A 20,454-nucleotide genomic window follows, 5' to 3' on the forward strand; every position below is an offset into this window, starting at 1 on the left:
TGCACCGATGAGCCAGTCACCGGCAGTAGGTATCGACATCGGCGGGACCAAGATCGCGGGTGCGCTCGTGTCCGCCGACGGGCGCATCACCCACCGGGAGCAGGTCGCGACACCCGAGGAGGACACCTCCGCGATCCTCGATGCGACGTCCGCACTGATCGCGACCCTCGAGGCGGCGGCCGGGGGCGAGGTCGCGGGTGTCGGCATGGCCTGCGCGGCCTTCGTCGACGGGGCATCGGGGTACCTGTGGTTCGCCCCCAACCTGCCGTGGCGCGACCTCGACCTCGCCGGAGAGGTGGGTCGACGCGTCGGGCACGAGGTCCTCGTCGAGAACGACGCGAACGCTGCCGCGTGGGGCGAGTACCGCCACGGTTCCGGCCGGGACTGCGAGGACATGCTGCTGGTCACGGTCGGCACGGGCGTCGGTGGCGGCAGCATCGTCGACGACCGCCTCCTGCGTGGCGGCCACGGGATCGGTGGCGAGATCGGGCACATCACCATGGACCCCCACGGCCCGCTCTGCGGCTGCGGCAACCACGGCTGCCTCGAGGTCTTCGCCTCCGGCACCGCCCTGGAGCGCACCGCCCGCGAGCTCATCGCCTCCGGTGCAGCGAAGGGGGCCCGTCTGCGCCAGCGGTGCGGCGCCGACCCCGCGGCGCTCACCGGTCAGGACGTCACCGAGCTGGCCCGGGCGGGCGACGAGGGTGCGGTGGGGCTCTTCACCGAGCTCGGCACCCGCCTCGGCGAGGGCCTCGCGTCGGTGTGCGCGGTCCTCGACCCCTCGCTCGTCGTCATCGGCGGCGGCGTCGCCGACGTCGGCGCGCTCCTCATCGACCCCGCGAAGGAGGCCTTCGCGTCCCACCTCGTCGGCCGGGGGCAGCGCCCTTCGCCCCGGCTCGTCGCCGCGACCCTGGGCAACGACGCGGGTCTCGTCGGTGCCGCCACCCTGGCCCGGGAGGCCCGCGCGTGAGCACGAGCATCGGCATCGACATCGGGGGGACCAAGGTCTCCGGCGGGGTCCTCGACGGTGACGGTCGCATCCTCGTGCGCACCCGTCGCGACACCCCCGACCGCTCCAACGCCCCCCGGGTCGTCGAGGACACCATCGTCGAGGTCATCGAGGAGCTGCTCGCCCTCGCCGACGAGGCCGGGGTCGAGCGCCCGACGACCGTCGGTGTCGGTGCCGCCGGCTTCGTCGCCGCGGACCGGGCGACGGTCGTCTTCGCCCCGCACCTGTCGTGGCGCAACGAGCCCCTGCGCGCCTCGCTCGGCGAGCGCATCGCGCTGCCGATCTCCATCGACAACGACGCGAACGCCGCGTTGTGGGCCGAGCACCGCTTCGGGGCCGCCCGCGGGGCGACGCACGCGGTGATGATCACCCTCGGCACCGGCATCGGTGGCGCGATCCTCGTCGGCGGACAGCTGATGCGCGGGCGGTACGGGATCGCCGGGGAGTTCGGCCACATGCAGGTCGTCCCCGGCGGGCAGCGGTGCGAGTGCGGCAACCGCGGTTGCTGGGAGCAGTACTCCTCGGGCAATGCCCTCGTGCGCGAGGCCCGCGGTCTGGCACTGGCCAACTCCCCGATGGCGACGGACCTGCTCGCGCACGTGGGCGGCGACGCCAGTGCGCTCACCGGGCCGGTGCTCACCGAGGTCGCCCGGGCGGGCGATGCCACGGCCATCGAGCTGCTCGCCGAGATCGGTCACTGGCTCGGGGTCGGGATCGCCGACCTCGCGGCGGCACTCGACCCCGAGGTCTTCGTCATCGGTGGTGGTGTCAGCGCCGCCGGGGACCTCCTGCTCGGTCCGGCCCGCGACACCTTCGCCCGTCAGCTCACCGGACGCGGCTACCGGCCGGCGGCACGGATCGTCGCCGCCCACTTCGGGCCGGACGCCGGGCTCATCGGTGCGGCCTCGCTGGGGGCGGAGCAGCAGGTGTGACCCACCGGGCTCAGACGCGGGCGCCCTGGTCCGGGTCGTAGCCACGGTCCCGGGGCTGGCGCAGGACGAGGCAGGCGAAGCCGCCGACGATCAAGGCGATGACGACCGCCTTGGGCCAGAAGCCGCCCGGGCGCACGATGACGGTCCAGATCAGGCCGAGCGGACCGAGGACCAGACCGATCAGGGCGCCCCAGAAGAGCCGGTCGCTCGCCGGAGGCAGGGGAGCGGGCGCGGGCGGCGTGAAGCCCTCGTCGTCGTCGGCGAGACCGGGGTCGTCGTCGTTGCCGAGCAGCGCATCGGCCACGGAGTGCGTCGGGTCGGTGCGCCACGGGACCGGCTCGGGGACCGCCGCGGGCGGGTCGTCGTCGGTGCCGGGACCGGCGGCCCGGGGCGAAGGGAGGTGGACGTCGCCGGTGGTCTGGCGCCGGGGCGCGACGTCGCCGGTGGCCGGCGAGGCGCCGTGCGCCTCCGCGGCCGACGGGTCGTCCCACCGGGCGACCATCGACTCGAAGATCGCGTCCACGTCCCGCTCGTCGGGGTGCTGTCGCTCCGCCATCTGCCTGCTCCGCCCATCCGTGACGTCGTGGTGCGCTGATGCCCAGTCTCGCACGCGACCGGACGACCACGTCGTGTCGTAGAGTTCGGTGCGATCGAAGGAGAACGCAACGTGCTGTACTGGATGCTCAAACGAGTCCTGCTCGGACCCGTGCTCAAGGTGCTCTTCAGACCCAAGGTCGAGGGGCTCCAGCACATTCCCGAGGACGGCCCGGCGATCCTCGCCAGCAACCACCTCTCCTTCTCCGACTCGGTCTTCCTGCCGCTCGTGCTCGACCGCCGGGTGACCTTCCTCGCCAAGTCCGACTACTTCACCGGGTCGGGGATCAAGGGTTGGCTCACGGCCGCCTTCATGCGCGGCATCGGCCAGCTGCCGATCGACCGCAGCGGTGGCAAGGCGAGCGAGTCCGCGCTGCAGGCCGGCATGAAGGTCCTCGGGGCGGGCGACCTCCTCGGCCTCTACCCCGAGGGCACGCGCTCGCCGGACTCGCGGCTGTACCGCGGGCGCACGGGCGTGGCGCGGATGGCGTTGACCGCCGGTGTCCCCGTCATCCCGGTCGCGATGATCGACACGGACAAGGCCCAGCCGACCGGGCAGCTCGTCCCGAACATCCGTCAGATCGGGATCAAGATCGGCACGCCGCTCGACTTCTCCCGCTACGAGGGGATGGAGGGTGACCGCTTCGTCCTGCGCTCGGTGACCGACGAGATCATGTACGACCTCATGCAGCTGTCGAACCAGGAGTACGTCGACATGTACGCGACGTCGATGAAGGAGCGCCTGCTCACCCGGGCCAGGCGTCGGGCGCGCGAGCTGCAGGAGGCCGCCCGCCCGGGCCGGGCCCACGCGGACCTGGAGGAGGCGCTCGGGAGCAACGACTCCGAGGACCCCTGGTCCGAGGAGAGCAAGGACGGGCTGTAGGCCATGACCCCGGAGCCCGGTCTCGGCTCTCTGCGTCGGCACTACAACCCCTCGCCGCTCATCGACAGCGCCGGGGGGCGGGGCCTGGCCCTCTACCGGTTCCTCGCGATCGGCTACGCCGCCGTGCTCGTCGGCGTCCATCGCGAGCACGTCATCCACTGGTGGCCGATCATCGTCTGGGGCCTCGTGGCGCTCGGGTGGTCCGTCGTCGCTCCGCTGCTGCCGCACCCGACGCGCACGGCCATCGGCGCGGAGCTGGTCATCGCCTGCACCGGGATCCTCCTCACGAGCGCGGTCTACGACCCGATCGAGGTCAGCGCGGGGATCTCCACCGTCCCGGGGGTCTGGTCGGCCTCGCCGGTCATCGCCGGGGCACTGCTCGCGGGCATCCGTGGCGGGGTCCTCGCCGCCGTGGTCATCGCCGTGGCCAACCTCGTCCAGGCCGAGGACCCGGGCCAGCTGACCTACCACAACATCATGCTGCTCCTCCTGCTCGGCACCCTCGTGGGGCTGGCCGTCCAGCTGGCCCGCGAGAGCCAGACGCGCCTCGAGGAGGCGCTCACCGTCAGCGAGCGGCTGGCCGAGCGGGAGCGGATCGGCCGTGAGGTGCACGACGGCGTGCTCCAGACCCTGGCGATGATCCACCGCCGCGGTCGCGACCTGGGGAGTGACGGACAGGCTCTCGCCGAGCTCGCGGCGGACCAGGAGCGTTCGCTACGCACGTTGATCTCCCGGGTCGAGCCGGTGGCGGGCCGGCCCGGCCGCGCGCATGCGCCGGCGGAGGACACCGACCTCGCGCGGACCCTGACGGCGCTGCGCTCGGCGACGGTGGAGGTCGTCCTGCCACCGGGGGCGGTGCGACTGCCCGCGGCCATCGCGCACGAGGTCGAGGCGGCGGTCATCGCCGCCCTGGACAACGTCGCCCAGCACGCCGGTGACGGCGCCCGGGCCTGGGTCCTCCTCGACACGGACGAGAGCGGCATCGAGGTCCTCATCCGCGACAACGGCTGCGGCATCGCCGAGAACCGGCTCGTCGAGGCCGCCGACCAGGGACGACTGGGGGCGAGCAGCTCGATCCGCGGACGCATGCTCGACCTCGGGGGCGACGCCGAGTGGCGCTCGCCCGCCGGGGGAGGCACGAGGGTCACCCTGACCCTCCCGGTCGAGCGCATGGCAGGCTCTGCCCCATGAGCCAGCGCACCGGCCCCCTGAGGGTCCTCGTCGCCGATGACCACCCCTTGTGGCGCGAGGCCCTCGTGCGGGACCTCGAGGAGTCCGGCTTCGAGATCGTCGGCACCGCGGCCGACGGCCCCGCGACCGTCCGTCGCACCAGGGCGACCGTCCCCGACGTGCTCGTCCTCGACCTCAACCTGCCGGGGATGCGCGGGGACGAGGTGTGCCACGCCATCGGTGACCTGCCGACCACGGTCCTCATCCTCTCCGCCAGCGGTGAGGAGCAGGACGTCCTCGCCGCGGTGAAGGCCGGGGCGAGCGGCTACCTCGTGAAGTCCGCCTCCCCGGGCGAGATCCGCGAGGCGGTCACCGCGACGGGTGACGGCGACGCGGTCTTCACCCCCGGCCTCGCCGGTCTCGTCCTCGGGGAGTTCCGCGAGATGAGCAGCCAGGCGAGAGCGGCGGAGCCGGTCGAGGAGCAGGCGAAGGGGGAGACCCCCGGGGCCCCCGAGCTCACCGAGCGCGAGACGCAGATCCTGCGCTACGTCGCCATGGGGATGACGGCCAAGGAGATCGCCGCCGACCTCGTGATCTCCCACCGGACGGTGCAGAACCACGTCCAGAACATCCTCGGCAAGCTCCACCTGCACAACCGGGTGGAGCTGACCCGCTTCGCCATCAGCCGGGGTCTCGACCAGCCGGAGTGACCTCCCTTCGTCCTCTGGTTGGACGGGTGGGGGACCGGGCGGGCGCGCAGCCTATCCTTGGGGGGTGACCACCGCAGTGCCCTCTCCCACGCCCGCAGCTCCCCTCCCCAGCGACCTCCCGGCCGCCCAGCAGCCGAACTGGCCCGACCGCGCTGCCCTCGACGAGGCCGTGGCGGCCCTCGGGAGCTTCCCTCCGCTCGTCTTCGCGGGTGAGTGCGACGACCTGCGCGACCGGATGGCTGCGGCCTCCATCGGTGAGGCCTTCGTCCTCCAGGGCGGCGACTGCGCCGAGACCTTCGTGCACGCGACCGCGGACAACATCCGCGACCGGATCAAGACGATCCTGCAGATGGCCGCGGTGCTCACCTACGGCGCCGGGATGCCCGTGGTGAAGATGGGCCGCATGGCCGGTCAGTTCGCCAAGCCGCGCAGCAAGGACACCGAGACGCGCGACGGGGTGACCCTGCCCGCCTACCGCGGTGACATGGTCAACGACTTCGCCTTCACCCCCGAGACCCGCAACCCCGACCCGCAGCGGCTGCTGCGCGGGTACCACACGAGCGCGGCGACGCTGAACCTCGTGCGGGCCTTCACCCAGGGGGGTTTCGCCGACCTGCGGCGCGTGCACGACTGGAACGTCGGCTTCGTCTCCAACGCGGCCAACCGGCGCTACGAGGGCCTGGCCCGCGAGATCGACAAGGCGATGCGCTTCATGGCCGCCTGCGACGTCGACTTCGACGCGATGAAGACCACCGAGTTCTGGTCGGCGCACGAGGCGCTGCTCCTCGACTACGAGCGACCGATGACCCGCGTCGACTCGCGCACCGGTGACCTGTACGACACCTCCGGCCACTTCCTGTGGGTCGGGGAGCGCACCCGTCAGATCGACCACGCGCACCTCGACTTCGTCAGCCGGATCCGCAACCCGATCGGCATGAAGGTCTCCGACAAGGCGGACCCGGACGAGCTGCTGCGGATCATCGACCTGCTCGACCCGGAGCGCGAGCCCGGGCGCCTGACCTTCATCACCCGCATGGGGGCCGGCACGATCCGCGAGGCCCTGCCGCCGATCATCGAGAAGGTCCGCGACTCCGGTGCGATCGTCACCTGGATCTGCGACCCGATGCACGGCAACACCTTCGAGTCGGCCTCCGGGTTCAAGACCCGCGACTTCGAGGACGTCGTCGACGAGGTGCGGGGCTTCTTCGAGGTGCACCGGTCGCTCGGCACGGTGCCGGGTGGTCTGCACGTCGAGCTCACCGGCAACGACGTCACCGAGTGCGTCGGCGGCGCCGAGCGCATCCTCGACGAGGACCTCAACAAGCGCTACGAGAGCGTCTGCGACCCCCGCCTGAACCACCAGCAGAGCCTCGAGCTGGCCTTCCTCACCGCGGAGATGCTCGGTCAGGCCCACGCTCCGCGCGCCTGAGGCGTGAGCAGACGAGGAGTGTGATCACGGCGGTCGTGGCCGTGAGCGCACCGCCCCACAGCGTGTCGGCGACGGAGATCGCCACGGGCCAGTCCTCGATCACGGCGAGGTTGGTGAACCCGAAGGTCGCGTAGGCGCTCAGGCCGAGCGCGGCGCCGCGACCGAGTGCCGTGCGGGTGGAGCCGGCGTCGAGGGCCGGGCGGATGACGAGCACCATCAGGCCCACGAGGTAGATGACGTAGAAGACCGCGCTGGCCCAGCCGACCACGGGGTCCGCGAGGCGCTCGCCCAGCTCGCTCTCGTAGAGCCCCCGCGCGACGAGGGTGATCCACACCCCGTCGAGCACACTGAGGACGAGCGCGGCCACGAGCCCCGGCAGCACCCACCGGCGAAGTGGGCCCTCGGACGGGCTCGGGTCGTGGTCGGGGAGGGCGGTCATCACACGACGAGGATCGTCACGGTCGACCCCTTGGGGGCCGTGGAGCCACCGCCGGGCCGGGAGGCGCGCACCTCGTCGAGCGGTCCGCCGAGGAAGGTCTGAACCGAGACCCGGAAGCCGGCTGCCTCGAGCGTGCTCTTCGCCTTGGCCTTCGACAGCCCCTCGACCTTGGGCACCGCGACCATCTCGGGGCCCTTGGAGACGGTGAGCGTGACCGTGCCCCCGCGGGTGAGGGTGCCGTCGGCCGGGGACTGGCTGATGACCGAGCCCTTGGTCACGGTCGTCGAGTAGGCGTCCTCGGCGCGCGAGGCCTTCAGGCCGGCGTCCTCGATGGCCTGCGTGGCATCATCGGCGCTCTCACCGGTGACGGAGGGGACGTCGATGGGCTCGGGGCCCTTGGAGAGCACGACCGACACGGTCGCGTCCCGCTTGAGGTCGGTGCCGGCCGCGGGGTCGGAGGAGATGACCTGGCCCTCGTCGACGGACTCGTGCCACTCCTGACTCGCCTTCCCCAAGGACAGCTTGCGGTCCTTCAGTGCCGTGCTCGCCGCGGCCTTGCTCTTGCCCGTGAGGTCGGGCACGGCGTAGCGCTCCGGACCCTTGGAGAAGACGACGGTGACGTCCGACCCCTTCGCTGCCTCGGTGCCCGACGGTGGGTTGGACGTGATCGCCTCGCCCGCGGGGACCGACTCGTCGAAGGCCTCCTGCTCGGTCAGCTCGAGGTCGTGGTCCTGCAGTGCCGAGGCGGCCTCCTCCCGGGGCTCCCCGGCGACGTCCGGCACGACGACCGAGGCGCCGGGGCCGGCGATCGCGTACCAGGAGGCGCCACCTCCGGCGAGGAGGAGGAGCGCGAGGAGCATGACGAGGATCCGTCGGCGGCGACGTCGACGGGACGAAGGGGGCGCCCCCTCCCCGGGCGGCGTGGGCGGCGCCGGTGCGTCCGCGGCCGCGGCGGTCGGCTTGAGGGCCTGCGTGCGGCTCGGTCGCGGGTGCGCCATGGTCGGTGTGCCGCTCGTCGCCGCGGCGCGCTCGCGGTCCGGGCGCGCATCGAGCTGCTCCGGCGAGAGCCGGTCACGGGTGGCCTGCAGCGCCTCGAGGTACTCGCCGGCACCCCGTGGCCGCTCGTCGGGGTCGCGATGGGTCGCCAGGGCGACGAGGTCGTCGAGCGGTGACGGCAGATCGGCGACGCGCTCCGACGGGGCGGGGACCCCGCCGTGGACGTGCTGGAAGGCGACGTGGATCGGGGACTCGCCCTCGATCGCGCGGGTCCCCGTGAGCAGCTCGAAGAGGATCAACCCGGCGGCGTAGACGTCGCTGCGGGCATCGGCGATGCCGCGCTCGACCTGCTCGGGGGAGAGGTAGGCGACGGTCCCGAAGAGGACCCCGTCGTCCGCGGTCGTCGTCTGCGAGGTCACCGCGCGAGCGAGCCCGAAGTCGGCGACCTTCACCGGCCCGTGGTCGGCGATGAGGATGTTCTCCGGTTTGACGTCGCGGTGGATGTAGCCGGCGTCGTGGGCCGCGGTGAGTCCGGTGAGGACCGACTCCATCAGGTCGAGCGCGGCCCGCGGCGTGAGTGCGCCCTCGGCATCGATGACCGCCCGGGCCGTGCGCCCGTCGATGTACTCCATCGCGAGGAAGACCCGGCCCTCGTCCTCCCCCTGGTCGAAGACCGGGACGACGTTGGGGTGGCTCAGCCGTGCGGCAGAGCGGGCCTCACGACGAAAGCGGGAGACGAAGGTCTCGTCCGCCGCGAGGTCGGCGCGCATGACCTTCAGCGCGACGTCCCGATCCAGCCGGGTGTCGGTGGCGAGCAGGACCGTCGCCATCCCGCCGTCCGCGATGTGGCGCACCACCCGGTACCGGCCGTCGACGAGCTCGCCGACGAGCGGGTGGGAGGAAGCAGTGGTCACGCCCAAAGTCTAGGTTCGCCCCCGTCGTCAGCCCGTCACATCCGGCCCCGGAGCGTCTTGACGTTGGCCACGTACTGCTTGGTGTCGCTGTAGAGGCCGTTGTCCTCGACCGAGGCGAGGCCCTGGTAGTACCCGCCGATCGCGTCGGAGGTCGTGGAGGCCTGCTGGGTGAGGACCTTCAGGAGCAGGACGCCGGCGGTGACGTTGTCCTCGGGGTCGAGCAGGTCGAGCTGCCGGCCGGCCATCTGCGAGGCCCACTCACCGGAGCTGGGGATGACCTGCATGGTGCCGACGGCGTTGGCGACGGAGACCTGCCGCTGGTCCCATCCCGACTCCTGGTAGGAGATCGCGAGGGCGAGGCTCGGGTCGACGCCGTGCTGGCGGGCGATCCGGGTGATGGTGGCCTTCGTCGCGGTGCGGCTGGGCACCGAGCGCCCGGCGAGCGTCTCCCGGTTGCGGTCGGCGGCCTTGACGATCGTCGAGGAGTAGGTGCGCCCCGCGAAGGTGTTGCCCCCGCTCTTGGGCTGAGTCTTCGACGTGCCCGAGGAGGACGTCGAGGTGCCACCGGTCACCTTGATCTTCGTGCCGGGGTGGATGACCTCGCTGGGGGACATCGTGTTGAGCTTCGCCAGGCGGGTGAGTCCCATGTCGTAGCGGGCGGCGATGCCGGTGAGGGTCTCGCCGGAGCGCACGGTGTGGGTGGACGTGCTCGCCGGACGGCTCGTGGCGCGCTTGGCCGGCTTGGCGGCGGAGCCGCTGACACGCAGCTTCTCGCCCGCGTGGATGAAGCCGCGCTCGAGGTCGTTGAGCGAGCGCAGACGGGCGACGCTCATGTCGTGCCGAGCGGCGATGCCGCTCAGCGTGTCGCCGTTGCGCACGGTGTAGCTGCGCGTCGAGCCGGACCGCGACGGCCGGCTCGACGTCTCGGAGTCGCTCGCGCTCTTCGACGAGCTCGAGGAGGACCGGGCCGGGATCGTCAGGCGCTGCCCCGGGTGGATGTAGTCGCTCGAGCCGAGGTGGTTGCGGTGCAGCAACGCGTTCTGGGTGACGCGGTACCGACGGGCGATGTCGTAGGCGGTCTCGCCGGAGCGCACGGTGTGGTGCCGCGAGCCCTCGGCCGCGACGGAGGTGTCGGTGGTGTTTCCGGCGGTCAGGTCGAGGGCCGGGGCCACCGGGGTGGCCGGGACCGGGACGAAGAGCGGAAGGACCAAGGGAGACTCCGATGTCGGGGGCGCACGCGGGACGCCCGGGAGGCAGGGCCAGACGACATCTGTGACGCCTGTGACTGGTGTGACATATGGTGTTTGCGGGACGACGGTATCGAAGATCGGACCGGAGCGCGCGACGTGCGACACGCGCGGCGGGCCCCGGCGGCGCTCTGACACACTGGCCGACGTGAACGACATCTCCGGTCCCGATGCCTGGCTGACCCTTCCCGACCTCGCCGAGCGGCTCGGCGTACGCCTGTCCGAGGTGCGTCGGATGATCGAGGAGGGGCAGCTCGTGGCCGTACGACGCGGTGAGCGCAATGTCCTCTCGGTACCCGAGGCCTTCCTCGATGACGACGGGCCCCTGCCGGAGCTCCCGGGGACCTTCACGGTGCTCAAGGACGGCAGGTTCTCCGACGAGGAGATCATCGCGTGGATGTTCGCCCCGGACGATCGGCTGGTCGGCGGCAGCCCGATCGGGGCGATCCGTGGTGGCGCGAAGACCGAGGTCCGGCGCCGGGCGATGGAAGAGGCCCTCTAGGCCATGGGAGACCTCACGGGTACCAGCGCGCCAGTGGTCGCGGTGATCGGCGGATCCGGGTTCTACGAGTTCATCGAGGACGCCCGCGAGGTGGACGTGTCGACCCCCTTCGGCGCCCCGTCCGCTCCCGTGGCCGTCGGTGAGGTCGCCGGCCGCACGATCGCCTTCCTGCCCCGACACGGCAAGGACCACGAGTTGGCCCCGCACACGATCAACTACCGCGCGAACCTCTGGGCGCTGCGCTCCCTCGGGGTGCGTCAGGTGCTTGCCCCGTGCGCCGTCGGTGGGCTGAGTGCGGACGTGGCGCCGGGTGCCCTCGTGGTTCCGGACCAGTTGGTCGACCGCACCCAGCGACGGGCGCAGACCTACGTGGAGTCCGGCGCGGCGCACGTGCCCTTCGCCGACCCGTACTGCCCCGAGCTGACGGCGGCCCTCGCCGCCGCGGACCCCGCGGTCACCACCGGCGGGACCATGGTCGTGGTGGAGGGGCCACGGTTCTCCACGCGCGCCGAGTCGCAGCACTACGCGGCCCAGGGCTGGTCGTTGGTGAACATGACCGGGCACCCCGAGGCGGTCCTCGCCCGCGAGCTGTCCATGTGCTACGCGCCGGTCGCCGTGGTCACCGACAGGGATGCCGGGGTGTCGAGCGGGGACGGCGTGAGTCAGGCGGAGGTCCTCGCGCTCTTCGCCGCGACCCTCGACCGGGTCAAGCTGCTGCTGGCCGGCGTGGTCGAGGGACTCCTGCCTCCGCAGCAGTGCGCCTGCGGCTCCTGGGCCGACGACATCGACCTGCCCTTCGAGCTCCCGTGAGGGTGCTGCTGACCGGCGCGGCCGGCTTCGTGGGGTCGGCGGTCGCCGGCCGGCTGCGGGAGGCGGGCCACGAGGTGGTGGGGGTGGACGCGTTCCTGCCGCAGGCGCACGGACACTCTCCGGTGGTCCCGGACGGCGTGCACCGTGCCGACGTGCGCGACCCCGATGCCTGGCGCCACCTCCTCGACGGGGTGGATGCGGTCTCGCACCAGGCGGCGATGGTCGGTGCGGGGACCTCGGTGGCCGACCTGCCCCTGTACGCCGCGCACAACGACCTGGGCACCGCGGTGCTGCTCGCCACGATGTCCGCCGCGGGCGTGAACCGCCTCGTCCTCGCCTCGTCGATGGTGGTGTACGGCGAAGGGCGGTACTCCTGCGCGGAGCACGGCGACCAGAGGCCCGTGCCGCGATCCGTGGCGGCCCTCGAGGAGGGGCGCTTCGACTGCGCGTGCCCGGTGTGCGGCGGACCGCTCGACTGGGCCCTCGTGGACGAGGACGCGCGGTCGGATCCGCGGACCAGCTACGCCGCGAGCAAGGCCGTCCAGGAGCACTTCGCCTCGGCGTGGTCGCAGCAGGCTCCCGGTGGTGTGGTGGCGCTGCGGTACCACAACGTCTACGGGCCGGGGATGCCACGGGACACGCCGTACTCCGGGGTCGCGGCGATCTTTCGCTCCGCGCTCGAAGCCGGGGTGCCGCCGAGGGTCTTCGAGGACGGGGCACAGATGCGTGACTTCGTGCACGTCGACGACGTCGCGGCCGCCAACGTGCTCGCGCTGGAGCAGGTCGTCCGGGCGCCGACGCCGACCTTCACCGCGTACAACATCTGCTCCGGCGTCCCGGTCGGCATCCGTGAGGTCGCCGAGCACGTCGCCGCGGGGGCGGGCAGCGCGGCCGCGCCGATCGTCACGGGGGAGTACCGCCCCGGCGATGTGCGGCACGTCGTCGCCTCGCCGGAGAGGGCTGCTGCCGAGCTCGGGTTCCGTGCGCGCATCGTCCCCTCGCAGGGCCTCGCGCGGTTCGCGCACGACCCGCTGCGCTGAGGGCTCTCACCACGTCGGTGCGAGCAGGTGGGCGATGAGCAGGGCCGCGACCACCTGGACGACCAGGCCGACCCGTCGCCACCGGCTCGGCAGGAGAGCGCAGGAGAGCATCAGCCACGGCACGAAGGGCAGCCAGATCCGCTCGACCTCCGCCCTGCTCATCTGCGAGAGGTCGGCGAGCACGACCATCAGCACGCCGGCCCCGGACAGCAGGGCGACCACACGGGTCCCCGCCCCCGTCAGGTGGTCCCGCCACCGGCCGAGCAGCTGGGCCACCCCTGCGCCCAGCAGCGGACCGGAGCAGAAGAGCAGCGCCGCGAAGTTGGCCCACATCCAGTACTCCGGGGGTCGGCGCCCGCCCACTCCCGCGTAGTAGCGGTCGTGCAGGGCCGGGTAGGCCTCCCACCACGCGAAGCCGGCGACGGCGAAGGCGAGCACCACCAGGCAAGCAGCAACCACGGCGATCGCCATCGGGAAGAACGACCGGGCCACGATCATCACGGCGACCGCGAGCACCCCGAGCAGCACGAGCCCGTAGGAGAGCATCACGCAGTAGCCGAGGAGCAGACCGGCCACCACCGACCACGTCCAGCTGCGACGGGTCGCGGCGAGCGCGAGCGCAGCCACCCCCCACGCGGCGACCGCGGCGAACATCGCGTCGGCCGACACCGACTGCCAGATCGCGGCCGGTCCGAAGACGAGGAAGGGCGCTGCGCGGCGGGCCAGCTCCTCCGCGCCGAGGGTCCGCAGCGTCACGAGGACCGCGACCGCCGTCGTCGCGGCCAGCGCGGTGACGACCAGGCCGGCCGCGAGGCCGCCGCCCAGTCCGACCCTGGTCAGCACGACGAAGAACAGCAGCGCGCCCGCGGGGTGACCCGCGATGTGCACGGGAAGGTTGTCCGGGCCGTAGCGGATCCGAGCGACCCACCCGTCGAAGAAGTCGGTGAGGTCGGTGACCTCCCGTGCGGTCTGCAGGTACTCGTAGTCCGTGGTGAGGATGTGGCCGACACCCGACCAGCCATCGATCAACGCCAGCGAGAGCATCCAGAGCAGGCCCGCGACGAAGGAACCCACGAGCAGCCGGGACCACGAGAGCGTCCGTGCCCACCGGTGGGCGTAACCCACCGCGCAGCACGCGAGCACGAGCGCGGCCGGCGTCGTCCAGCCCACCCGGGGCTGCCACTCGGCGTGGATCGGCGGGAAGGAGTTGACCCGCACGTTCCAGTCGGCCGCTGCCGGCACGGCCATCGCCAGGCCCATGAGCACCAGTGCCACCACCAGCCCCAGGGTGGGCAACCCCCGCACCCGTCTGGTCGTCGCGCGTCCGTCAGCCATGGGTCGATGCTAGGTCCGGGGCGCACCGGTCCCGGTCCCGGTGGCCGGGTGCACGACACCCGTCAGACTTCCGTAAGGCCCGGCGCGGCGACGGGCCGCTCGTCAGCCGATAGTTTCTCAGGGTGACCACGCGCTGCGACCTCATTCTCCCCAGCCGGGACGAAGCACCCGCCCTGCCGCCCCTGCTGGCGCGCGTGCCGGACCTGTTCGCGGTGATCGTCGTCGACAACGGCTCGAGCGACGACACCGCGGCGGTCGCCGCCGGGCTCGGGGCCACGGTGGTCACAGAGCCGGTGGCGGGGTACGGGGCCGCGGTCCATGCCGGCCTGCTGGCAGCCACCCACGACGTCGTGGCGGTGATGGACGCGGACGGGACGATGCATCCGGAGGAGCTGGTCACTCTCCTCGAGAGGGTCGAGACCGGTGGCGCCGACATGGCCGTCGGACGGCGGCGGCCGGTCGGCCGTGGCGTCTGGCCGTGGCACGCGAGAGTCGGCAACGCGGGGCTGTCCTGGTGGTTGCGTCGTCGCACGGGGGTCGCGGTGCATGACATCGCCCCGGTCCGCGTGTGTCGCCGGGAGCGGCTGCTGGCGCTGGACGTGCGCGATCGGCGGTTCGGCTACCCCGTCGAGCTGTTGATCAAGGCGCAGCGCGCGGGATGGCGGATCGAGGAGTTCGACGTCGGGTACCGCCCCCGCGCCGCGGGCACGCGGTCGAAGGTGACCGGTTCCTTCCGCGGCACGGTGCGCACGCTGCGGGACTTCGCCAGGGTGCTGGCATGACCACCGCGCTCGTGGTCGCGAAGGCTCCGGTCGCCGGGCACGCGAAGACGCGGTTGGCCACCACCGTGGGTGGTCAGGCGGCGGCAGCGCTCGCTGCGGCAGCCCTGCTCGACACGATCGAGGCCTGCACCACCGCCTTCGGGGCAGAGGCCTGTGTGCTGGCCCTGTCCGGCGACCTTGCCGGGGCCGAGGAGGCGGAGCTGCTGCTCTCCCGGACCGAGGGGTGGACCGTCTTCGCCCAGGAGGGGCGGCGCTTCGCCGACCGACTCGAGCACGCCCACGAGAGCGCCTTCGAGCTCGTCGGTGGTCCCGTCCTGCAGGTCGGGATGGACACGCCGCAGGCGACGGCCGAGGACCTGCGCGGCCTGGTGGCCCGGATGCAGGGGCACGATGCCGTCCTGGCGCCCGCCCATGACGGGGGCTGGTGGGCCCTCGGGGTGAACGACCCCGCCCTGCTGCGGGGGTTGGGCGATGTGCCGATGTCCAGCCCGGACACCGGTGCGTGCACGCGACGCCTCCTGGCGGCCAATGGTGCCCTCGTCGCCACCGGCGACCGCCTGCGCGACGTCGACGACGCGGCGGACGCCGCACGGGTGTCCGCCGAGGCGCCCGGTACCCGGTTCGCCCGTCGCTGGGCGGCCACGAGCGCCACGGGTGGTACCCCGTGACCCTCGGCGACGTCAGGACGACCCGGTGGACATCGGCGGAGCTGTTCGCGGCGACGCTGCGCGGGGAGCCCTCGGTGGTCCACGGGCTGGGCGACCAGCCGTCGGTGGTGCCCTCCAACCGGTGGGCGCAGGACGCCGACGACACCGACGTGGAGCTGCTCTCGCGGTGCGTCGGCCCGACGCTGGATGTCGGTTGCGGTCCCGGTCGGATGACCCACGCGCTGGCCCTGATGGGGGCACGCGCCCTCGGGCTGGACGTCATCGAGGAGGCCGTCGCGCAGACGCGGGCACGCGGCGGCAGCGCCATCGTGCGCGATGTGTTCCACCGCGTCCCCGGTGAGGGCCGGTGGGGGACCGTCCTGCTCGCCGACGGCAACATCGGGATCGGCGGAGACCCGGTGCGCCTGCTGCGCCGTGCCGCCGACCTGCTGTGCGCGGACGGTCGCGTGGTCCTCGACCTCGCGCCCCCGGGCAACGGGCTCGCTCGTCAGCTGCTCCGGCTCGAGGTCGGCGATCGCGTCTCCGAGCCCTTCGCGTGGGGCGTCCTCGCTCCGGAGGCGCTTCCGCAGGCCGCGGCACTGGCCGGCTTCCGGGTCGTGGAGGTCAGGCGCGAGGGCTCGCGGTGGTTCGGGCTGCTGCAGCGCCGGAGGCTGCGGCCATGATGCGCCCGCCGCTGCCGCGCGCGGACAGCTTCTCGCGGTTGCGGAGCCCCGCCGTGGCGAGCCGGGTCGGGGTGTGGCTGGGGATCTGCTTCGCGACCGCGTTCGTCACCGGCGTCATCAGTCACTACCTGCAGGACCAGCCCTCGTGGCTGACCCTTCCGACCCGTCCGGTCTGGCTGTACCGGGTGACCCAGGGGCTGCACGTGGCCGCGGGCACCGCCGCCATCCCGCTGCTGCTGGTCAAGCTGTGGAGCGTCTACCACCACCTCTTCGCCGCGGTTCCCCGGAGAAGTGTTCGTGCGCTGGTCCTCCATCTGCTCGAACGGGTGTCGATCGCCGTGCTGGTGGCGGCGGCGATCTTCCAGCTGGTCACCGGGGTCATCAACATCACCCACTGGTACCCGTGGGAGTTCAGCTTCCGCAGCACCCACTACGCCGTCGCCTGGATCGCCATCGGCTCGCTGATCGTGCACATCGCGGTGAAGCTGCCGGTCATCCGTGCGGCCCTGTCCTCACCGATCGACGACCCCGACCCACCGGCGGATGCCGGTGGTGCCCACGAGAGCGCGCAGGCGCCCGATCAGGGGGCGGGGCTGAGCCGGCGCGGTCTGGTCCGCACGGCCGTGTTCGCGGCGGGTGCGGCGGTGGTGGCCACGGCGGGGAGCACGATCCCGCTGCTGCGCGAGATCTCCGTCTTCGGTGTGCGCTCCGGCGAGGGCCCCCAGGGGGTGCCGGTGAACACCTCCGCCCGCGGCGCGGGCGTGGTCACGGCCGCCCAGGACCCGGCCTACCGGCTGAGCATCGTCGACGGGGTGCGCAGCGTCACCCTGAGCCGAGCAGACCTGCTGGCGCTGCCGCAGCACACCGTGGACCTGCCGATCGCCTGCGTGGAGGGGTGGAGCGCGATGGGACGGTGGGGCGGCGTGCGCATGCGTGACCTGCTGGACCTCGTCGACGCGCCGGAGTCGGCGCGGATCCACCTGGTCTCCCTGCAGGAGTCGGGCGCCTTCAACGACACCGAGATGCCGGGGGAGTTCACGCAGGACCCGCTGACGCTCCTCGCGCTCTCGCTGTCCGGGGAGCCGCTGAGCATCGACCACGGCTACCCGGCCCGGGTCATCGCGCCGGCTCGCCCCGGAGTCCTGCAGACCAAGTGGGTCAGTCGGATCGAGGTGCTGCGCTGATGATGGTCCTCAGGGGCGTGCTGCTCGTGGTGGGAGTGGTGGCCGGTGTGGTCGGGGTGGTGGACCTGCTCGGCGACGGGTGGGGCGACGTGTGGCGCGTGGTGGTGTGGCTGGCCGTCGGCGTGGTGGCCCACGACGCGGTGCTGGCCGGGTTGACGATCCTCCTCGGGGTGGTGGTGGTGCGGCTCCTCCCTTCGTCCGCACGTGCCCCGACGATCGTCGGGCTCGTCGTGCTCGGCAGCGTGACGCTGGCGGTGCTGCCGACCCTGACGGTGACCTGGACCGGTCAGTCCAACCCGACCCTGTTGGACCGACCGTATGCGCGCAACTGGCTCGGGTTCGTCGCGGTGGTGACCGTCGGTGTCGTCGCGGGGTCATGGTGGGCGCACCGCCACCGCCCGGCGGGTCGAGGCGCGGACGGGTCCGCAGCGGAGGGGAGGAGCGGTGGGAGACATCCTCGTGGTTGACGACGACCCCACCGTGCGTGAGGTGGTCGTCTCCTACCTGCGCGCCAACGGTCACCGGGCGCGCGAGGCCGCCGAGGGCGAGACGGCCCTGACCATGCTGCGGCAGGAGCCGGCGGACCTGGGTGCTCGACGTCATGCTCCCCGGGATCGACGGCTTCGAGGTGTGCCGGCGTCTGCGGACACGTGACGACGTGCCCATCGTCATGCTCACGGCACTCGGGTCGGAGTCCGAGCGGGTGGTGGGCCTGACGTTGGGCGCCGACGACTACGTGACCAAGCCCTTCAGCCCGCGCGAGCTCGTGCTGCGCGTGGACTCGATCCTGCGCCGAGCCGGTGAACAGCTGGAGCCGACGCTGGAGGTCCTGCGCGACCGGGACCTGGTCGTCGACTCGGCGCAGCACGTGGTGACCCGGGGTGGGGAGCGACTCGCGCTGACCGCGCGGGAGTTCGACCTCGTGCGGTTCCTCGTGCGCAACCCCGGGGTCGCCTTCACGCGCGAGCAGCTGCTCGCACAGGTGTGGGGGTGGTCCTTCGGCGACCAGTCGACGGTGACCGTGCACGTGCGGCGGTTGCGGGAGAAGGTCGAGCCGGACCCACGGCGGCCCGTCCGCCTGGTGACGGTCTGGGGTGTCGGCTACCGGTGGGAGGCGTCGTGACATCGGACCAGCTGCTGATCGTCGCGATCTCGTTCGGGTGCTCGGCCGTGGTGTGCCTCGTCGGGGCGGGCCTGGTGTGGGTGCTGCGTCGTCGGTCCCTGCGATGGGGGATCGCCGTGGTGGCGTTGGTCGCCGTGGGCTCCTTCGTGGCCGCGTTGATGGGCACGGCGCGGGCGATGTTCCTCTCGGCGCACGACCTGCAGGTGGCGGTGTGGGTGTCCGTGGTCGCCGGGACGGTGTCGGTGCTCTTCGCGTTGGTGGTGGGGCAGCTCGTGGTCCGGTGGTCGCGGGTCCTGCGGGACGCGGCGCGGGAGTTCGGCACGCGCGGCTCCTTCCCCGCGGGAGCCCGCGGTCCGGCGGAGTTCGACGAGCTCGCGGCAGAGCTGCGGCGGACCAGCGAGCGGCTCAACGAGGCGCAGGGCCGGGAGCGGCAGCTGGAGACGTCGCGCCGTGAGCTCGTGGCGTGGGTCTCCCATGACCTGCGCACCCCGCTGGCCGGTCTGCGCGCGATGACCGAGGCGCTGGAGGACGAGATGGTGGCCGAGCCGGCGACGTACTACACGCAGATGCGCTCGGAGGTGACCCGGATGACCCGGATGGTCGACGACCTCTTCGAGCTGTCGCGGATCCACTCCGGGACGTTGCAGCTGTCACTCCAGGAGGTCTCGCTCGGTGATCTGGTGAGCGAGACGGTGGCGGGGGCCTCGCCGGTGGCACGGGAACGCGGGGTCCGCCTGGGCGGACGCGCAGAGGGAGAGACGCTCGTGACCGCGGATCCGGCGGAGCTCTCCCGCGCCCTGTCCAACCTGGTGACCAACGCGGTCCGGCACACCCCCGCCGATGGGGAGGTGGTGGTGCGCGTCCGCGCCGGTGAGAGCACGGCCGAGGTCTCCATCGACGACGAGTGCGGGGGGATCCCGACGCAGGACCTGGCCCGCGTCTTCGATGTCGCGTGGCGGGGCAACCACGCCCGCACGCCCACCGCTGACAGCGGCGCCGGGCTGGGGCTGGCGATCGTGCGCGGGATCGTCGAGGCGCACCGGGGCACGGTGAGCGTGACGAATCTCAGTGACGGCTGCCGGTTCCTCGTGACGCTGCCGGTCTGAGGGACCCTGCCCCACCAGCGTGCCGACGGTGGGGCAGGGCGAGAAGGTCCCGGTGGTGGACGGTGACCGACAGGCGACCGGCGCCCAGGTCGGCCAGCCGCCGGTCCAGGTACGGCGTGGCACCGGCGCGAAGGGAGGGATCCTGCTCGCAGGCGGCGCGGACCCAACCCTCGAGCCAGGCCCTCGACAGGGCCGGGCTGCCGGCGCCCAGAGACCAGCGGCTGGGTTCCCGCCGGAGCGTGGAGCCCGCCTGCTGCAGTCGACGGGCGGCCACGTCCACCGCGTCGGGTCCGAGGAGCCGCCCGTGGCCGGCGTCCCGCATCTGGTGCGCGTTGAATGCGGCGGCGAGTCGGTCATCGAGGGGATCCACGGGCACGAGCTCCACCCGGCCGACGACACTGAGCGCGACCAACGCCGGGCACCCCGCTGCGGCGATGCTCGCCACCAGGCGATCGATCTCCTCCCCGGTCATCATGTCCACCAGGGCTGACGCGGTGACGAGCGAGGCACCGTCGAGGTCGTCGGCCGACAGGCGGGTGATGTCCCGCAGACGTGTCTCGGTGGTCACTCGGTGGCCGTCGCGGGACCACGGCGGGGGAGCGGCGTCGGCGCGGACCAGGAGTTCCTCGTCGCGCTCGTAGCCGACCCAGTGCTGCCGGCCGGTCAGGCGCGGGGCGAGCCAGCGGGCCATCGAGCCGGTCCCGCAGCCGAGGTCGTGGATGACCAGGCCGTCGGTCGGCAGGTACGGGCGCAGGGTCTCGACGAGTTCCACCGACCGCGCCGCGGCGTCCGCCGGTTCGCGCAGGGCGAGCCAGTCGGCATCGGCCCGTGCCGGTTCGTGTGGCATGGAGTCATCGTCGCGCACACGGACACGTTCCGAAGGCCCCCCGGGTGTCCCGGCGCGCCCCGACACCGTGGT

At 72.7% G+C, this 20,454-nt stretch carries 23 protein-coding genes; 17 read left to right on the top strand and 6 right to left on the bottom strand.

Annotation, left to right across the window (positions count from 1 at the left end):
* Positions 1–7 precede the first annotated feature (7 nt).
* Both ACR9E9_RS09990 and ACR9E9_RS09995 read left to right on the top strand, forming a co-directional pair.
* Positions 8–970 (top strand): ROK family protein, encoded by a 963-nt coding sequence (locus ACR9E9_RS09990; RefSeq protein WP_435198336.1) that lies wholly within the window; start codon positions 8–10, stop codon positions 968–970.
* Complete coding sequence (locus ACR9E9_RS09995; RefSeq protein WP_435198337.1) at positions 967–1,941, top strand: ROK family glucokinase; 975 nt, start codon at positions 967–969, stop codon at positions 1,939–1,941. The genes ACR9E9_RS09990 and ACR9E9_RS09995 overlap by 4 nt, the downstream gene beginning before the upstream one ends.
* A gap of 10 nt (positions 1,942–1,951) precedes the next feature.
* On the opposite strand, the gene ACR9E9_RS10000 is transcribed toward ACR9E9_RS09995, so the two are convergent.
* Complete coding sequence (locus ACR9E9_RS10000) at positions 1,952–2,497, bottom strand: hypothetical protein (RefSeq protein ID WP_435198338.1); 546 nt, start codon at positions 2,495–2,497, stop codon at positions 1,952–1,954.
* 111 nt (positions 2,498–2,608) lie between these two features.
* Between ACR9E9_RS10000 and ACR9E9_RS10005 the strand changes: the two genes are divergently transcribed.
* From ACR9E9_RS10005 to ACR9E9_RS10020, 4 genes are all read left to right on the top strand, one after another.
* Positions 2,609–3,418 (top strand): lysophospholipid acyltransferase family protein, encoded by an 810-nt coding sequence (locus ACR9E9_RS10005; RefSeq protein WP_435198339.1) that lies wholly within the window; start codon positions 2,609–2,611, stop codon positions 3,416–3,418.
* Between the two features lie 3 nt (positions 3,419–3,421).
* On the top strand, positions 3,422–4,609 hold the full coding sequence (gene macS, locus ACR9E9_RS10010) for a MacS family sensor histidine kinase (RefSeq protein WP_435198340.1): 1,188 nt from the start codon (positions 3,422–3,424) through the stop codon (positions 4,607–4,609).
* Entirely contained in the window at positions 4,606–5,298 is a 693-nt protein-coding gene (locus ACR9E9_RS10015; RefSeq protein ID WP_435198341.1) for a response regulator, read from the top strand. The genes macS and ACR9E9_RS10015 overlap by 4 nt, the downstream gene beginning before the upstream one ends.
* Positions 5,299–5,362: 64 nt before the next feature.
* Entirely contained in the window at positions 5,363–6,727 is a 1,365-nt protein-coding gene (locus ACR9E9_RS10020; protein WP_435198342.1) for a class II 3-deoxy-7-phosphoheptulonate synthase, read from the top strand.
* On the opposite strand, the gene ACR9E9_RS10025 is transcribed toward ACR9E9_RS10020, so the two are convergent.
* Genes ACR9E9_RS10025 through ACR9E9_RS10035 form a run of 3 tightly spaced genes read right to left on the bottom strand, consistent with a single transcriptional unit; the run spans position 6,684 to position 10,287 of the window.
* Positions 6,684–7,166: a DUF2177 family protein gene (locus ACR9E9_RS10025; protein WP_435198343.1), complete on the bottom strand. Its 483-nt coding sequence runs from the start codon at positions 7,164–7,166 to the stop codon at positions 6,684–6,686. The two genes, ACR9E9_RS10020 and ACR9E9_RS10025, sit on opposite strands and share 44 nt — an antisense overlap.
* Positions 7,166–9,076 carry a Stk1 family PASTA domain-containing Ser/Thr kinase gene (pknB, locus tag ACR9E9_RS10030; protein ID WP_435198344.1) on the bottom strand — a complete coding sequence of 637 codons (1,911 nt, stop codon included), beginning with the start codon at positions 9,074–9,076 and terminating at the stop codon, positions 7,166–7,168. Before pknB ends, ACR9E9_RS10025 begins: the two co-directional genes overlap by 1 nt.
* A 35-nt stretch (positions 9,077–9,111) precedes the next feature.
* Entirely contained in the window at positions 9,112–10,287 is a 1,176-nt protein-coding gene (locus tag ACR9E9_RS10035) for a LysM peptidoglycan-binding domain-containing protein (protein ID WP_435198345.1), read from the bottom strand.
* A gap of 184 nt (positions 10,288–10,471) precedes the next feature.
* On the opposite strand from ACR9E9_RS10035, the gene ACR9E9_RS10040 reads away from it, so the two are divergent.
* From ACR9E9_RS10040 to ACR9E9_RS10050, 3 genes are read left to right on the top strand one after another with little or no spacing between them, the layout of a single operon-like run.
* Positions 10,472–10,825, top strand: a complete 354-nt coding sequence (locus ACR9E9_RS10040; RefSeq protein WP_435198346.1) for an Rv2175c family DNA-binding protein — start codon at positions 10,472–10,474, stop codon at positions 10,823–10,825.
* 3 nt (positions 10,826–10,828) lie between these two features.
* A complete protein-coding gene (locus ACR9E9_RS10045; protein ID WP_435198347.1) occupies positions 10,829–11,635 on the top strand; it encodes an S-methyl-5'-thioadenosine phosphorylase in 807 nt (268 codons plus the stop codon).
* Complete coding sequence (locus ACR9E9_RS10050; protein WP_435198348.1) at positions 11,632–12,675, top strand: NAD-dependent epimerase/dehydratase family protein; 1,044 nt, start codon at positions 11,632–11,634, stop codon at positions 12,673–12,675. The genes ACR9E9_RS10045 and ACR9E9_RS10050 overlap by 4 nt, the downstream gene beginning before the upstream one ends.
* Before the next feature lie 6 nt (positions 12,676–12,681).
* On the opposite strand, the gene ACR9E9_RS10055 is transcribed toward ACR9E9_RS10050, so the two are convergent.
* Positions 12,682–14,010 carry a hypothetical protein gene (locus tag ACR9E9_RS10055; RefSeq protein ID WP_435198349.1) on the bottom strand — a complete coding sequence of 443 codons (1,329 nt, stop codon included), beginning with the start codon at positions 14,008–14,010 and terminating at the stop codon, positions 12,682–12,684.
* Positions 14,011–14,132: 122 nt separating this feature from the next.
* Between ACR9E9_RS10055 and ACR9E9_RS10060 the strand changes: the two genes are divergently transcribed.
* From ACR9E9_RS10060 to ACR9E9_RS10095, 8 genes are read left to right on the top strand one after another with little or no spacing between them, the layout of a single operon-like run.
* Positions 14,133–14,792, top strand: a complete 660-nt coding sequence (locus ACR9E9_RS10060) for a glycosyltransferase family 2 protein (protein ID WP_435198350.1) — start codon at positions 14,133–14,135, stop codon at positions 14,790–14,792.
* On the top strand, positions 14,789–15,460 hold the full coding sequence (locus tag ACR9E9_RS10065; protein ID WP_435198351.1) for a TIGR04282 family arsenosugar biosynthesis glycosyltransferase: 672 nt from the start codon (positions 14,789–14,791) through the stop codon (positions 15,458–15,460). Before ACR9E9_RS10060 ends, ACR9E9_RS10065 begins: the two co-directional genes overlap by 4 nt.
* Entirely contained in the window at positions 15,457–16,122 is a 666-nt protein-coding gene (locus ACR9E9_RS10070; RefSeq protein ID WP_435198352.1) for a methyltransferase domain-containing protein, read from the top strand. The genes ACR9E9_RS10065 and ACR9E9_RS10070 overlap by 4 nt, the downstream gene beginning before the upstream one ends.
* Positions 16,119–17,306: a molybdopterin-dependent oxidoreductase gene (locus ACR9E9_RS10075; RefSeq protein ID WP_435198353.1), complete on the top strand. Its 1,188-nt coding sequence runs from the start codon at positions 16,119–16,121 to the stop codon at positions 17,304–17,306. The genes ACR9E9_RS10070 and ACR9E9_RS10075 overlap by 4 nt, the downstream gene beginning before the upstream one ends.
* Positions 17,306–17,773 (top strand): hypothetical protein, encoded by a 468-nt coding sequence (locus ACR9E9_RS10080; RefSeq protein ID WP_435198354.1) that lies wholly within the window; start codon positions 17,306–17,308, stop codon positions 17,771–17,773. Before ACR9E9_RS10075 ends, ACR9E9_RS10080 begins: the two co-directional genes overlap by 1 nt.
* The gene (locus tag ACR9E9_RS10085) at positions 17,751–17,960 is read left to right on the top strand and encodes a response regulator (protein WP_435198355.1); all 210 of its coding nucleotides are present in this window, start codon (positions 17,751–17,753) and stop codon (positions 17,958–17,960) included. The genes ACR9E9_RS10080 and ACR9E9_RS10085 overlap by 23 nt, the downstream gene beginning before the upstream one ends.
* Complete coding sequence (locus ACR9E9_RS10090) at positions 17,908–18,429, top strand: winged helix-turn-helix domain-containing protein (RefSeq protein ID WP_435198356.1); 522 nt, start codon at positions 17,908–17,910, stop codon at positions 18,427–18,429. Before ACR9E9_RS10085 ends, ACR9E9_RS10090 begins: the two co-directional genes overlap by 53 nt.
* Positions 18,426–19,535, top strand: coding sequence for a sensor histidine kinase (locus ACR9E9_RS10095; protein WP_435198357.1), 1,110 nt, complete (start codon positions 18,426–18,428; stop codon positions 19,533–19,535). The genes ACR9E9_RS10090 and ACR9E9_RS10095 overlap by 4 nt, the downstream gene beginning before the upstream one ends.
* On the opposite strand, the gene ACR9E9_RS10100 is transcribed toward ACR9E9_RS10095, so the two are convergent.
* On the bottom strand, positions 19,495–20,382 hold the full coding sequence (locus ACR9E9_RS10100; RefSeq protein ID WP_435198358.1) for a class I SAM-dependent methyltransferase: 888 nt from the start codon (positions 20,380–20,382) through the stop codon (positions 19,495–19,497). The genes ACR9E9_RS10095 and ACR9E9_RS10100 overlap by 41 nt on opposite strands.
* Positions 20,383–20,454: the final 72 nt, after the last annotated feature.

Origin of the sequence: Janibacter sp. GS2 (assembly GCF_051200835.1) — a bacterium.
Lineage (GTDB): Bacteria > Actinomycetota > Actinomycetes > Actinomycetales > Dermatophilaceae > Janibacter.